The sequence below is a fragment of the Burkholderia sp. Cy-637 genome, from assembly GCF_011753175.1.
Lineage (GTDB): Bacteria > Pseudomonadota > Gammaproteobacteria > Burkholderiales > Burkholderiaceae > Burkholderia > Burkholderia gladioli.
The window spans coordinates 45,681-59,263 of sequence record NZ_VWWC01000011.1; the positions used below are offsets into that span (position 1 = coordinate 45,681).

A 13,583-nucleotide genomic window follows, 5' to 3' on the forward strand; every position below is an offset into this window, starting at 1 on the left:
TGTATGCGTTAGCTATCAAGCGTCACCCCAGTCTGCCTTTTGAGCAATCTTCGCGATTGCATATTTTGTGACAGCCATCACGTTGCTCATCTCCGGAAGATACGCACTTTGGTGATCGAAACCCTCAAATGCGAACTGCTCGATCGCACCGCCGCGCTTACCAGGCGCCAGGCCAGATTCATGCGGCACGGTACCATCGCCTTGCGATTCCGCCTCGCTGATGGAAAATCGATCGCGTAGATCTCCCATCCACGATGAGTCAGCCACACGCGCCTCGATTGTTCCATTACCATCGTCGCTCGTCGGCAGGCCGTCCATTGCAAGTTTTTTCAACTCCGCATTGGTATCGAAGACGGACATGGGGCCGCGCATCGCGAAGCGTAGGGTGCCAATATCCCATTGAATCTTCCCCCAAGCCTTGTGACCGGCATCGGCACCAAAGAATGCGTAGGTCACCGGGTGATAGCTGTCGGCCAGTGTCGCATGAAAGCGCTCCGCGCTCGACAAGCAGGCCAAGTATTTTTCCCACGCGGGATCGGTCTTTGTGACGGCTTTTCCCGATTGGTCGTATCTCCAGCCCGAGTCTCCACCCGGATCGAGCCAATCCGGATTGACGAGCCGCCACCAACGATTGCGTTCGCTGTAGATCGTTTTGTAGGGATTGCCTTTAATCGGGTAACTGATGCCGCCCGCTCTGACGGTGAGCCATCCGTCTGGGTAGTTTTGGTTCGGAAGCAGTTGTAGCCCTCCGGGGGATTGGCCGAGAACAGGTGCGACGTCTCGGCCATATGCACCCAGGAACATCCAGGTCGCGATGGACTTCAGAATGGTGATCGGATTGATGGAAAATCCACCCGCTTCATTGCCAGCCCGCATGCGCTTGTAGGCCGCCGGCGCCCCGAGAGCAGGCATGGCTCCATGCAGAATGCCTAGCACCTTGTCTGATGCATTGCCCATTTGTGGATGAACCGCTGCTCGAGCAACGAGGCCCCCCATCGAGTGGGTTACCAAAACCACCTTCTTGACTGCCTTTTCGCCCCACTTGTCGCGGTAATGCTTGAGTATCGAATCAATTTCCTGAGCCAGGTCTTTTCCAGACTGTTCATTTGATTGAAGCCAGTTGTATCCCACTGCATGCACGGGATACCAGTACTTCGCAACCTGCTCCAACTCGCCCTTCGTCAAGCGAAGAGTCTGATCCTTACCATCTGATTTGACGTTAACACCATGTGATACGTAGGGTGACCACGAACCATCGACGATAGCGTCATTTTTGATCGAATCCCATCGAACGACATCATTCAAGTTTGATTCAAGGTATTCAAGCAAGGGGCCGTAGCTTCCCCAAAAAACCGTTCCCCAGCCGCGAGTTTGAATAAGTTTCGCTGGAAAACCATTGGTAGCATTGGCGAGGCGCTTGCCTCCGATATCAATGTCGTGGTCTACCTGTACATTGGCGGGGTTGAAGACCTCTTTTCTTCCTGCCGGATTGAGTCCGATGATCGTCGTCACTGCATTCGTCAGATCCGGTCGCCAGATATTGACGATATTTCTTGATTTTTTGACGTCTTTTGTTTTGAGATTCGAGCCCATGATGCCGGGTACGAAGATCACGGGAATGATCCGATCCGGGTGCATCAAGCACTCGGCACGCGTGGTCATGCTCGTTGGCGAGGTCTGCGAATGCCAGACCGGGAGGCCATCCTCGTCGTAGCTGCGCGCCACTGTCCGCGTCTTATCGTTCATCCCTCACCTTCGGGCAAAAATTTGAGGCGCATCCCCTCGATCATCGAACTTTTCTGTACGCCGGTCCCACCGTTTGCGTTGGTCCGGCCGGTGATCACGGAACCATCGGCTCGGGTCAATTCAAAGCGCCGGTTCCCCATCGGTTGCCCGGTCGCGTGATGACGAAGTATGAACTCTTCGTCGTGCGGCATGTTGGGCCATTCGTTCATTGATTTCGACAAGGAGGTCGGCCCAGAGAAATTATGTGTCGCGCCCTTGATATCGATCTTCCCGGGGGCATGGATCTCGATGTTGCCGCCCGAAAGGCGAATGTACGCACCGCCGGACGTCAACAGGATTTCCTGTTTTGCAACGGCCTCTACGCTCTCGGTCGCCGACAGCACCTTCACGGATTTCTGCGCCGTGACTTCCACATTGTCTGCATGCGCCTGGATCTCGACCTTTCCTTTCGCGGCAAATAGCTTCATCCCGGCGTTCTGCACAAACAAGCTGATCTTCTCCGCGACACTCGCTACCAGCGACTTCCCGCTAGAGATAAACGTGCTCTGGCCACTGACGATGTTCGTTTGATGCTCACTCGACACATGCACGGAATCCTGCGTCGACAACGCGATACCGGCAGGGGCCGCAATCAACATGACCGGCGATTTGAAGACATTCGCGCTGCCCGTACCACCCCCTGCCGTTGTGCCGCCCGACGATGTTCCTTGCACACTATTCTGGGTCGCATCGGTGAAGGTTTTGAGCGCCTTGTGGCCGTCGTCCAGGCTTTCGGCTTGGTGCGTTTGGCTCGCCTGCGACATCGCCTCGACCACGGTTTCGGCATTGATGAGTTGTTGCTGGGCTTCGCGTGCATCGAGGGGTTGGCTGCTAGCCGACTTGGGATGGGTAGTCAGATATAGACCTTGCGATGCGCGCACGGCACCATAGGCATCCGACCTCAAATCGAAGCCGGATCCAAGATACGAACCGCGCGTATTGCCGCTTTGATCGATCAGATATCCAAGGTGCAGCACGGTATTCGCGCTACTGCTCATCAACTGGACGCGGTTCTGGCCTGTCGCATCGTCCATGACCATCTGGTTGTAGCCGCTGCCGCCGTATTCCTTCGAGCGATGCCCGGACAGGATGCCGTTGCTATGCCACTGTGGCTTGACCGAGCCGTTATAGACGCGGTGCAGCGCGATCGGTCGATCGCAGTCTCCGCCGACATACCCGATGATGACTTCCTCGCCCACGCGTGGAATATGAACGCCGCCGTAACCGCCGCCGGTGTCTGACTGCGCTACCCGGACCCAGCACGAGGCGTTTGCATCGCCGGTGTTCTGCCGATCCCAGACGAACATTACCTTCACTCGGTTCAGTTCGTCCGTGTACACCTCTTCATCTTGAGGGCCGACGACGATCGCTGTCTCGAGGTGCATCTCGGGCTTCGTGTGCTCGAATGGGCTGCGGTACGGAACCGCGGTGCGCTGCGCCTCGACTTCGGCCAGATAGAATCCGGCCGATCCGTCATCGTGAGGAACGGATTCGCCCGCGTATCCTGCCTTCGCCTTTGCCAGTTCGCTTTGCAAGCTGTGCGGGAAGCTGGACTCTTGATCCGACAACGGCAGATTGTTCTCGATGTAGCGCCAGACCTTGATTGCCGCGAATTCACGCTGCGCCGCCGGATCACGATCGTGCTCGGGATGACCATTCAACTCGAATCGCAAACCCGCATCGATGCCGCGTACGCCCCCCGCTGCAAAGAACCGCTTTGCTCGCGATTCCCATTCTTCCAACTTGATTTGAGAGAGATGTTCTCCGCGATCCTGGCGGCCGTATGTGTAGGCGCCCGTGTATTCGTAGACCTCGGTCTGCCCCGGGAGCGCTCCTTGTCCAGCCATGGTCGGCAGTGTGGTTCCTTTCGGATTTGCCGCTGACGATGGGGCTTTGTAGTCAAATGTCCGCGTCGTATGCGCCGAACTTTGCAAAGTACGCGTACCTGCCCACTGCGTGAACGCGTCCGCTTCGCTGCCGGTTCCGGATCTGTAGAACTGAACGGGGTTGCCTGATATTTCGTCGAGCGAATGGACCTCATCAGTCACCACCAGCGTGTGAGACTTGCCGTCCTTGCCTTGTCGCCAGAAACCAAATAGCCCTTCTTCCTCCATCAACCGATGAACAAAATTCCAATCCGATTCACTCTGGCGGCAATATGACCGCGGCGGCAGCGGTTTCGATAGCTCGAACTGGAATCGACCATTCGCTTGTGGATGCGCATTAAACACGTCCGTCATGATCGCGTCGACACTTTGGTCTTGCCAATACCGCATGTCGTGGCGGAATTTCAGGAAATGCATCCAGGATGCGAAGGTCAACTGGTAGCTTGTCTGGCTACCTTCAGAACCGAGTCGACGCGCTGTATGTATGTAACCGTTGATTGGCAGATAAGACTTGTTCGCTTGCTGTATCCACAGCGTCATTGGCTGAGCGATCAGGGATTTTAGTTCGATGTCGCTTGCCGTCGACACCATGTCGAGCGTGACGCTGAAGTCACGGCCGAGTTCGGAGTAGGTCACGGCGCGGCGCGGTATGAGCGCGTTGTCGGGCAGCGTCGGCACGTCCGTCTTCACCAGGCGATCTTGTTGGATCAGTCCGCCTTGGAGTGCCTGAATCAAATCGGTCAGATTCATAGCGCGTGGTTCTCGTTTATGAAAAGCCCGCCGGCCTTCTCTCAGTGGGGCGGCCGCCCCTTGACCCTGCATCGAGGAGACTAGCCACTAGCCTACCGTGGCGAGACTCTAAGTATCAGAAGCGTTGATACACAAATCATCGAAACAACAAATCAGCACGTCTCGCAATCATATTGCAACGAGGATTAGTGAGGTGGCCTGCTATCAGGATCGGTGCGTGATCGACGTGGATTTTGACAAAACATAACGTTGTTTCGCAACGCTTTACATCAAGGCATCCGCGAAAACTGCGTCCGGCCCTAAATCCCTATAGGATCGCATCACGCCACCCCCAGCGACATCAACGCCGCCAGCGCCACCGCGACAAACGCCCCCGGCACGCCAAACCCTTGCGCCACGACCATAGCCAGAGCACCAGATCGACTGCTTCCGGCTAACGGGAGCCCGCTACCCACCCTCACTTCGGCAAGAGCCCGCACGCACGGTAACCATCGATCAACGCGTCGAACAATGGCAGGTCCGAACGACCGCGCGCGACCAGTTGCGCACCGGCCACCGCGGCAAAGATCGCGCGCGCCTGCCTTTTGGCTTCTCGTGGACCCACCAAGTCCGCATCCAGAAGGGCCTTTTCCAGCCATTCGATGTTGACGTCCGCGAACGCCTGGGCTTCCTTCTTCACGATGTCGGGCAGGTCGTCGTACTCAGCGGTCATGAAGCTCGCCAGACACATGCGGTTGCCGTTCTCCAGCGACTTGCGAAACGTCTCGGCGGGATACCTGCGCAGCCGTTCGAGCGGGTCTTTCGCCTTGCTCCAGAGCGTGTCGAGCGTCACGGCCGCGTCTTCCCGGTAGCGCCGTGCCACCGCGGCCGCCAGTTCGGCCTTGCCCGGGAAATGATGGTAGAGGCTCGCCGCCTTGATCCCGACCTCTTCGGCCAGATTGCGGATGTTCAGGCCGCCGTAGCCGTGTGCCTGCGCCATCCTGGTAGCGGTCACCAGGATCTTCTCGCTGGAATTCACGCCTGCCTGGCTTTTCATGGACTCGCCGATAAAAGGTGTTGACGAGCCGCAGTATAGCTTCTAGCATTAAAACTAACAAACGTTAGGTAGTATCGCTGTCTGGCTCGATCCTGCTGTCATCGATTTCCGTCGAAGGCAGGCCGTAACGTCCGAGATCTTTCGTCTGATGTGACCTTGTCCACTGCCTGCAATCAGGTGCGAGGGCTGCGGGAAACCATCGCGGAGCCCTTGATGACATCACCTTTTTACCTTGGGGTTGTTTAGACATGTCCCATCCATTCGACATCGGGCGCCGCCGCCTGTTGAACAGCACGTCGGCCCTGGCCGTATTGAGCCTGCTCGATCTGGCCGGCGCGGCCTCGGCGCGGGCCGCGTCGCGTTACACCACCTCGCCGCGAGCGGCGACGCCGGCCGCATCGGCCTCGTTTGGCCCGATCCGCCAGATCGACGCCGGCCGGCTCAACATCGGTTACGCCGAAGCGGGTCCGGAGAACGGCCCGGTCGTGATCCTTCTGCATGGATGGCCGCACGACATCCACAGTTTCAGCGAGGTGGCGCCGATCCTGGCTGCCGCCGGCCACCGAGTGATCGTGCCGTATCTCAGGGGATACGGATCGACCCGCATCGTCTCCGCGGACACGCCGCGCAACGGCCAGCAGGCGGTGTTCGCCGCCGACGTCATTTCGCTGATGGAAGCGCTGAGGATTGACCGCGCGGTGCTCGCTGGCTTCGATTGGGGCGGGCGCGCGGCGAACATCATCGCTGCGGTTTGGCCCGAGCGTTGCCGAGCGCTGGTGTCGGCTAGCGGTTACCTGATCGGCAGCCAGCAGGCCAATCGCAAGCCGCTGCCGCCGCAAGCCGAACTGCAGGCCTGGTTCCAGTATTACTTCGCCACCGAACGAGGTGCCGAAGGTTACGCCGAGCATCGCGACGAATTCAACAAGCTGGTCTGGCGCAACGCCTCGCCTCGGTTCAGGTTCGACGACGCGACGTTCCTGAGGACGGCGCAGGCCTTCGACAATCCCGACCATGTCTCGATCGTCATCCACAACTACCGTTGGCGGTTGGGATTGGTCCAGGGCGAATCGCAGTTCGACGACTTGGAACGGCGGCTGGCCCTGGCGCCGCCGATCGAGGTGCCCACCATCACGCTGGAAGGCGACGCGAACGGCGCGCCGCATCAGCCGCCGGCCGCCTATGCGAAGCAGTTCACGGGCAAGTACCAGCACCGTGACGTCACCGGCGGCATCGGCCACAACCTGCCGCAGGAAGCGCCCGCGGCATTTGCCGATGCGGTCCTGCAGGTCGTGAAGCTCTAGCTGCCAGGCCGCGGCCGGCCGTGCTGATCGGCTGCCGTCGCTCGGCGACGTGGTTACCACGCCGGCGCGTGCCAAGCCGGCCGCCGACGTTGCCGAGATTCCCCAGCCGCGATCCCGGGCCGCCGTCCGCACGAACCACCGCAATCGCTAGCACCCTTGCCTTGTCCTCAAGCTTGACGGCCGTCCCTGGACGGTCTTTTTCCGGAGTCAGCAACATGTCCCAGCCAGTACCGCGTCGCGCCTTGATCGTCATCGACGTGCAGAACGAATACATTGACGGCAATTTCCTGATCGAATACCCGCCGGTTTCGTCGTCCTTGCCGAAGATCGCTCAGGCGATCGACGCCGCCAATGCGCACCAGATCCCGGTCGTGCTGATACAGCACGTGCTACCCGCCGATGCGCCGATTTTCGCGGCGGGCAGCGCCGGTGCGCAGTTGCACCCGGTGGTCGCCGAGCGCCGCCACGATCGCGTCGTGACCAAGGTGCTGCCGAGCGCATTTTCCGGTGCCGGTTTCGAGGACTGGCTGAAGCAACACGAGATCGATACCTTGACGGTGATCGGCTACATGACGCAGAACTGCAACGACGCTACCATGCGCGACGCCATGCACAGGGGTTACCGAGTCGAGTTCCTGCCCGATGCGGCCGGCTCGCTGTCGTACCGGAACAAGGCAGGCCACGCGAGCGCGGAGGAGATGCATCGGATCATCACCGTCATCATGGAGTCTACCTACGCGGCCACCATGTCGACCGACGAATGGGTGGAAAACCTGAAGCACCCGACGCCCGTCGCGAGCGACAACATCTACTACTCCAACCTCCGCGCGCACGGAAAGATGTAAAGCAGGCGTGCGCCACAAGGCGGGCTGCGATTGCGCAGCCTGCCTCCCGCTTTTCAGCGGGGATAGCGGTATTCAGGTCGAGACATTTCGCCAGTCGCTCGACAGCAGCAATCATCTGTGTCCCGCACGCTTCACGACCACTGAGTGCGGCGACCTGCCCGACATATCCGGTTTCCTCGGCAACGTTCCGAGCGAATGAGTCGGGCCTCGATTTTCATCTGTATTCCTACTGAAATATCCGTTCGCGATATCGATTACGCGCCTGCCTTCGTGCCAGGCTCGGGCGTGCTCGAGTGATGCTTGAGCTCATGGTGATCGTCTCGCCCGTCGGTATTGCCATCCAACCTGGTCAGCAAAAAATTCTTGACGACCTACATCGCAACGCTTAATGTTCAATCTAACAAACGTTAGGTAGTTAGTGAGCCTGCTTTGTTGTCCACGTCCCGACCCTTTTGAAGGCTTGCCATGAGCATCGAACTCATCTCCCAAGACGCAACCCGTCTCGCTGAACTGATTCGCAACAAGGAAGTTTCCCCGGTGGAGGTCGTGAAAGCGCATCTCGACCGCATCGAAGCCGTCGATCCCAAGCTCAATGCCATCGTCACGCTCGCCGATGGCGCGCTCGACGCCGCGCGCGCGGCCGAGCAAGCGGTGATGAATGGTGAAGCACTGGGGCCGCTGCACGGCGTGCCCTTCACGGCGAAGGACTCGATCGACACCGCCGGCGTGATGACGCAGCGTGCCTCTCCGATCTTCAAGGGCCGCGTCCCGGACACGGATGCCACGGGCATCGCACGCATGAAGCAGGCCGGCGGCATCCTGCTCGCGAAAACCAACCATCCGGAATTTTCGTTCTGGATCGAAACCGACAACCTGCTGTCGGGACGCACCCTTAACCCGTGGAACCTGGAGCGCACGCCTGGCGGCTCGAGCGGTGGCGAGTCCGCGGCCATCGCGGCGCTGATGTCGCCGCTCGGTCTGGCCACCGACATCGCAATCTCGGTACGCGGCCCGGCGGCACTGACCGGTCTCGTCGGCCTGAAGGCAACGCACGGGCGGATTCCGATGACCGGTGTCTGGCCGCGCCTGCCGCGTCGTTATTGGCACCTCGGCCCGATCGCCCGGACCGTTCGCGACGTCGCCCTGGCCTATTCGCTGCTGGCTGGCCCCGACGGCCTGGACGGCTATTCGACGGCCCCGCTCAGCGTTGATACCGGCGTGAGCGCCAAACCGGGCCGTCCGCTGCGGGTGGGCTGGCTGGTCGACGAATTTGCGCCGGTGGACGCGGAAGTCGCGGCAACCGTGCAAGCTTCGGCCGAAGCGCTGAAGAGCCTCGGCATCGCGGTGGAGCCGGTGAGCATTCCGGTGCTTACGCAGATCAACGCGCTGGAGCTGCTCTGGAAGATCCAGTTGATGGAAACCAAGCCCGCCTTCAAGCAGGTCACGGCTGGACACGAGGAAAAGATCTTCAAGCACGTCCAGGGCATCTACGATGCGCCGGAAACCTCGATCGCCGATTTCGTCGACGCGGAGCAGAAGTCGGAACAATTGCGCGACGGCTTTTCCGAGTACTTCCAGAAGTACGACGCCCTGATTTGCCCGGTGTTGCCGGTGGCGGGGCACGGGCACGATTCCGATCTCGACATCAACGGTCAAGCGGTATCAGCGCTGCACGTCATGGATCCGACCGCGCCGCTTAACGTGACCGGCCTTCCCGGGATGACGCTGCGCTTCGGCACCAGCAGCGACGGGCTGCCGATCGGGGTGCAGATCGTCGCGCCGTGGATGGCGGAATCGACCCTGCTGCATCTCGCTTCGCTGCTCGAAGCGGTGAGCCCGGTGCGTGGCCTCCATCCCGACGTGTCCAAGCTCTAATCGATCGTGGATCCCCTATCCCTTCGTCGGGAATAGGGGATAGCAAGAACGTGGCGCGAATCTTTTCGCGCCACGCGTGTTTTGAAGCTCGTCAGATTTGCGGATGCAAATTCCGCGCGGGACTCACCGATTCAAGTATCGAAGCCACCCGAAGGATCGTGCGCTCGGCATACCAACGCGAAACCAGTTGGACTGCGATCGGCATGTTGTCGTCGCTGGTTCCGAAGCGCATCGACAGCGCAGGCAATCCCGACAGATTGAACGGTGCCGTGGCGGTCACCATGTGCCAGGCCGGTACGGTCACGCCGTTGATCACATACTCGGAGAGGCCGTGCAACGGGGCATGAATCGGCGTCACCGGGCAGAGGAAGGCGTCGTAGTTCTCGAAGAAGCCGGCGAATATGTCCTTGTAACGCTCCGTGGCCTGCTCGGCGGCGACGTATTCCACGAGAGACGGGTCGGGTGCCTCGAGGTAGGTGGCAATGCTTTTGGACAGTAGCGCCTGGCGGTCTCCGACGAACCGCGCGAAATACGCTTGCCTCTCAGGAATGGTGAACCTGGAGTAGATTTCCAGGCTGTTCATTTGCTCGAGCGCTGGGAGTCGAACCTCTTCGACAACGCAGCCTTTGTCTTGCAGCGCGCGGGCGGCAGCCTTGACCGTCGCGGCGACGTCGGGCGCCACCGGACCAAACCCGCGCCCCGCCAGCCAGCCGATACGCAACGGGCGAGAGGATTGACGCTGTGCGTCGGCATTCATGTCCAACGGACCTTCGCCATATCCATCGATACCATCTGGTCCCGCGAGGACCGAGTACGACAGGGCGATGTCTCGGACGCTACGTGCCAAGGGGCCGACATGCCAGCAACGTCGCGGGGCTTGTGGCCAGTGTCCGGTGGTCGGAATGCGTCCGAGCGTTGGCTTGAATCCGAGAATGCCGGTATGCGCGGCCGGGCCACGGATCGAAATACCCACGTCGCTGCCAAAGCCGAGCGGTGACATTCCCGCCGCAATCGCGGCCGCTTCTCCACCGCTCGACCCGCCGGGCGTGTGAGCGAGATTCCACGGGTTATTGGTTCTCCCGGTCAGCAGATTGTCGGTTTCGATACCGAAGGAAAACTCGGGCAGATTGGTTTTCGCCATCAGGATCGCGCCGGCCGCCTTCAGGCGCGAGACACCGGTTGCGTCCTCGGTGGGGATGCGCCCCTGGTAGAGCTTCGAGCCACGTTGCGTTGGAACGCCGGCGGTGTCGATTGCATCCTTGGCGGTAAAGGGCACGCCATGAAGCGGACCCAGGGTGGAGCCGTTCATCACGGCGGCTTCCGCAAGCTTTGCGTTCTTCAGCGCCTGATCGCCGAGCAATGTCACGATCGCATTCAACTTCGGATTCACGGATTCGATCCGATCAAGATGCGCCTTCATGACCTCGACAGGTGAGACCTGCTTCGATCGAATCAAGGCGGCCAGCTCCGAGGCATCCTTGTAGTGCAAGGGGGAATCGGTCTTCTGAATGGGCAGGCTTACCGGATGGAGCGAGGGACCTGCAGGGGCCTCGGTGGTGGATTGGGCGATAGCGCTCCTGGAAGTGGTGAGCATCGCGGCGGCCGCGCCGACGGTCGCAAGAACATCCCGGCGTGTAACAGTCATCAGTTTTCCTTCGACAGAGGTGCAGTGGTTCTGTCCATGGATGATTCGGCGCGCCTTGTCCGCAAGTTCGAGCGCGCATGGGCACGTGTATGTCCAGAACCCGGTTGATGAAGCATTGGCCAACGTTTTCGGTGTCGATGCGTACATGGCAGAGGGCGCCTGTTTCACGGCCGGTCGACCATGTACATGCGTAGGTTACGTCATAACTAACTAACAGTTGGTAGTTTTTGTGGGTAGGGATCTCGTGTGCTTCGTCGGTATGTTCTGGTGTGGCAACCGCCGAGCGATGACTTTTCAGGCTTCGATGCTCAAGGCGCGTTCGCTGGATCGCGGGTGGATGTGGGTAGGCAATCGTGGCTCGAACGAGGAGCAAACCTGAGGCCGGGCGAAGTGTCGGTCCGACGACCGGTGACACGCCGACCCCGGCATCCATCAATCTTCACCACGTTGGAGGAGCAGATGAATGATTCTTTGGAAGGCAAAGTGGCCGTGGTCACGTGTGGAAGTGAAGGCGTCGACAAGAGACGGCACCTGCATGTTGTGTGATGCCCATGCCGAACGATCGGTACGCCGACATCCGTCAAAGACGTGTCGCCCTCCTCTACGACGTTGGGTGACACGTTTGGATGCCTTGGACAACTACGAGATCCCCTTGGCGAGCGAACTGGCGGCTGTCGTACCGCATCGTCGCCGACCCGGTTTCCACCTTGTCGTCGTGGGCGGTGTCGTTGCCTACCCGAATCAAATTGATCATCTCCGCGCCAGGCTACGGGCATGCGTTGACTGTGCCGCACTCGATCCAGCGCTCTATAATCCTCCCGTCTTTTGCGGCATATCTAACTCTCCAGAACTTGAGGTTGTCAGCGATTTTTAATAATTCAACCATGTCCCCTTTTGTTATGTAGGATTTTGTTTTGCCTTTGCTGGTTGGCTCCGCGTACAGGTAGGCTCGATTTGCGATTACCTGCCTATGATCGGATGCTTTGCTATCCCTGGTCAGGTACACGTCGAGTGGGCCGTAAAAGAAATCGCCGTCTGGATTTCTTGTGACCTTCCAATGCAATTCTCTGTTATTTATTGAAATATCTGAGATTCCATTTTTTGAACCAAAGAACGAGAAGAAGTTGATCGTCGCGCGTAAGCCGTCAGGCGATATCGTTCCATTCAAATTGTTGGTCCCTTCCGTGTCGCAATCAATTATTCGTCCCTCCTCGGTGATAAAGCAGTAACTCCCTATAATTTTATTGTCTGAAGATTTGTGTAATTTAATGACGAAGGTGGAGTAAGAATTTTTGCCTTCGTGTTGCGCAGATGCATACCGCCATTCGCCAAGAAGTGGACTCGCCTCAGTTTGAGGCGCTTGCGCAATCGCCGCCTCGGATCCAGGAAGAAGGCACAGTCCAATAAAAGTGCGTACCAATCTGTTCATGGTTTTGTCTGAAGTAGTCGTCAACACGGCCAAGCCAGTCCTACGGTCCGCACATCCGCACGAGCGGATGATCTTGCTCACAAACCCATCCCGGCCGTGCGCTGCCATCCTTTACACCGATCGTCATGAGGAATCACGCGCGGCCCTTGTCGTCCTTCAATGCAGCAGGCCGTCCAGCAACTGCGGATCGTGCCGGATTGAGTCAGTGCCGTGGGCCCGGTCGCGCTGGCCCGAGAGTGGCTCAGCTAGATGAGGCTCGACGAGAGACGGCACCCGCATGTCGCGCGATCGGCACGCCTGCGTCCGTCAACGACGTGTCGCCCTGTTCGATGAGATTGGGTGACACCGCGGGATGCTTCGGGCAGGAAACGAGGGCTCCCTTGCGGGCGACGTACCGGCCGTCGTATTGCATCGTCTGCGAGCCGGTTTCCACTTTGCCGCCGTGGTCGGTGTCGTCGCCGACGCGGATTAGATTCATCCTCGTACCGAGGCGTTAAGGGTACATATATTCGGTATGATGTCCGATAAATTTATCGCCGACGAAATCAAAGCAAAAGTTTCCCTCTTCAAATGCTCGGTATACCAATATTGCTCCACTGATACAAACTTTATTGCCATCTAATGAGTAGGTGATTTTGCCATCGTCTTTGGCGGTGCGCCGACCATGCATGTAGCCAGAAAACGCATCGATGGGAAGCGGATAGACCACGCCGGTTTGCGTGTCGATGGCTACTGCTGTTCGCTGGTGATAATTTTTGAACTCTGGATAGGTTAGAAGAATGTAGTGGTCGTTAAAATTGGGAGGATTGTTCTTGAGTGCATCTCGGTATGCTTCAACATGCTTGGCGTCGCAAAAGTTGATCGGGCTATATTGAAATGAGCAATTTGTTAATTCAGATGTTGCGTATGAAATCTTTACCAGCGTATATGGATGGTTGATTGTGTTGTCTTGTTTTTGTGCCTTTGCGAAGAGGGGCGGCGATATAATTGTTAAGGTCGCAAGGACGGTCGCTTGAAGTGTCTTTTTCATT

The 13,583-nt window shown here is 58.7% G+C and carries 9 protein-coding genes and 2 pseudogenes; 3 read left to right on the forward strand and 8 right to left on the reverse strand.

The features are described from left to right. Positions 1–15: 15 nt before the first annotated feature. From F3J10_RS05595 to F3J10_RS05605, 3 genes are all read right to left on the reverse strand, one after another. Positions 16–1,746 carry a hypothetical protein gene (locus F3J10_RS05595; RefSeq protein ID WP_167241508.1) on the reverse strand — a complete coding sequence of 577 codons (1,731 nt, stop codon included), beginning with the start codon at positions 1,744–1,746 and terminating at the stop codon, positions 16–18. Further along, a complete protein-coding gene (locus F3J10_RS05600) occupies positions 1,743–4,421 on the reverse strand; it encodes a type VI secretion system tip protein VgrG (protein WP_167241510.1) in 2,679 nt (892 codons plus the stop codon). Before F3J10_RS05600 ends, F3J10_RS05595 begins: the two co-directional genes overlap by 4 nt. 457 nt (positions 4,422–4,878) lie before the next feature. Beyond that, complete coding sequence (locus F3J10_RS05605; RefSeq protein WP_167241512.1) at positions 4,879–5,457, reverse strand: TetR/AcrR family transcriptional regulator; 579 nt, start codon at positions 5,455–5,457, stop codon at positions 4,879–4,881. Positions 5,458–5,705: 248 nt separating this feature from the next. Between F3J10_RS05605 and F3J10_RS05610 the strand changes: the two genes are divergently transcribed. The 3 genes from F3J10_RS05610 (at position 5,706) to F3J10_RS05620 (ending at position 9,478) form a co-directional block, all read left to right on the forward strand. Next, entirely contained in the window at positions 5,706–6,758 is a 1,053-nt protein-coding gene (locus tag F3J10_RS05610) for an alpha/beta hydrolase (protein WP_167241514.1), read from the forward strand. Positions 6,759–6,973: 215 nt separating this feature from the next. Continuing rightward, positions 6,974–7,603 carry a cysteine hydrolase family protein gene (locus F3J10_RS05615; RefSeq protein ID WP_167241516.1) on the forward strand — a complete coding sequence of 210 codons (630 nt, stop codon included), beginning with the start codon at positions 6,974–6,976 and terminating at the stop codon, positions 7,601–7,603. Positions 7,604–8,068: 465 nt separating this feature from the next. After that, the gene (locus tag F3J10_RS05620; protein ID WP_103693273.1) at positions 8,069–9,478 is read left to right on the forward strand and encodes an amidase; all 1,410 of its coding nucleotides are present in this window, start codon (positions 8,069–8,071) and stop codon (positions 9,476–9,478) included. A 91-nt stretch (positions 9,479–9,569) separates the two neighbouring features. Here F3J10_RS05620 and F3J10_RS05625 read toward each other — a convergent pair whose 3' ends face one another. The 5 genes and pseudogenes from F3J10_RS05625 to F3J10_RS05645 all read right to left on the reverse strand — a co-directional run bounded on the left by F3J10_RS05625 (position 9,570) and on the right by F3J10_RS05645 (position 13,582). Next, positions 9,570–11,270, reverse strand: coding sequence for an amidase (locus F3J10_RS05625; RefSeq protein ID WP_240155394.1), 1,701 nt, complete (start codon positions 11,268–11,270; stop codon positions 9,570–9,572). Positions 11,271–11,635: 365 nt separating this feature from the next. Further along, positions 11,636–11,877, reverse strand: a pseudogene (locus F3J10_RS36180) (PAAR domain-containing protein); the annotation flags it as partial. 12 nt (positions 11,878–11,889) lie between these two features. Next, positions 11,890–12,552, reverse strand: a complete 663-nt coding sequence (locus tag F3J10_RS05635; RefSeq protein ID WP_167241518.1) for a hypothetical protein — start codon at positions 12,550–12,552, stop codon at positions 11,890–11,892. Positions 12,553–12,797: 245 nt separating this feature from the next. Next, positions 12,798–13,030: pseudogene (locus F3J10_RS05640) on the reverse strand (PAAR domain-containing protein). Between the two features lie 15 nt (positions 13,031–13,045). After that, a complete protein-coding gene (locus tag F3J10_RS05645) occupies positions 13,046–13,582 on the reverse strand; it encodes a hypothetical protein (RefSeq protein ID WP_167241520.1) in 537 nt (178 codons plus the stop codon). Between the last annotated feature and the right edge of the window lies 1 nt (position 13,583).

What these genes read in the sequence shown, in the direction of transcription:
- F3J10_RS05615 (WP_167241516.1), top strand. Translation starts at nt 6,974, where the DNA reads ATGTCCCAGCCAGTACCGCGTCGCGCCTTGATCGTCATCGACGTGCAG.
- F3J10_RS05625 (WP_240155394.1), bottom strand. Translation starts at nt 11,270, where the DNA reads ATGTACGCATCGACACCGAAAACGTTGGCCAATGCTTCATCAACCGGG.
- F3J10_RS05605 (WP_167241512.1), bottom strand. Translation starts at nt 5,457, where the DNA reads ATGAAAAGCCAGGCAGGCGTGAATTCCAGCGAGAAGATCCTGGTGACC.
- F3J10_RS05610 (WP_167241514.1), top strand. Translation starts at nt 5,706, where the DNA reads ATGTCCCATCCATTCGACATCGGGCGCCGCCGCCTGTTGAACAGCACG.
- F3J10_RS05620 (WP_103693273.1), top strand. Translation starts at nt 8,069, where the DNA reads ATGAGCATCGAACTCATCTCCCAAGACGCAACCCGTCTCGCTGAACTG.
- F3J10_RS05645 (WP_167241520.1), bottom strand. Translation starts at nt 13,582, where the DNA reads ATGAAAAAGACACTTCAAGCGACCGTCCTTGCGACCTTAACAATTATA.
- F3J10_RS05600 (WP_167241510.1), bottom strand. Translation starts at nt 4,421, where the DNA reads ATGAATCTGACCGATTTGATTCAGGCACTCCAAGGCGGACTGATCCAA.
- F3J10_RS05635 (WP_167241518.1), bottom strand. Translation starts at nt 12,552, where the DNA reads ATGAACAGATTGGTACGCACTTTTATTGGACTGTGCCTTCTTCCTGGA.
- F3J10_RS05595 (WP_167241508.1), bottom strand. Translation starts at nt 1,746, where the DNA reads ATGAACGATAAGACGCGGACAGTGGCGCGCAGCTACGACGAGGATGGC.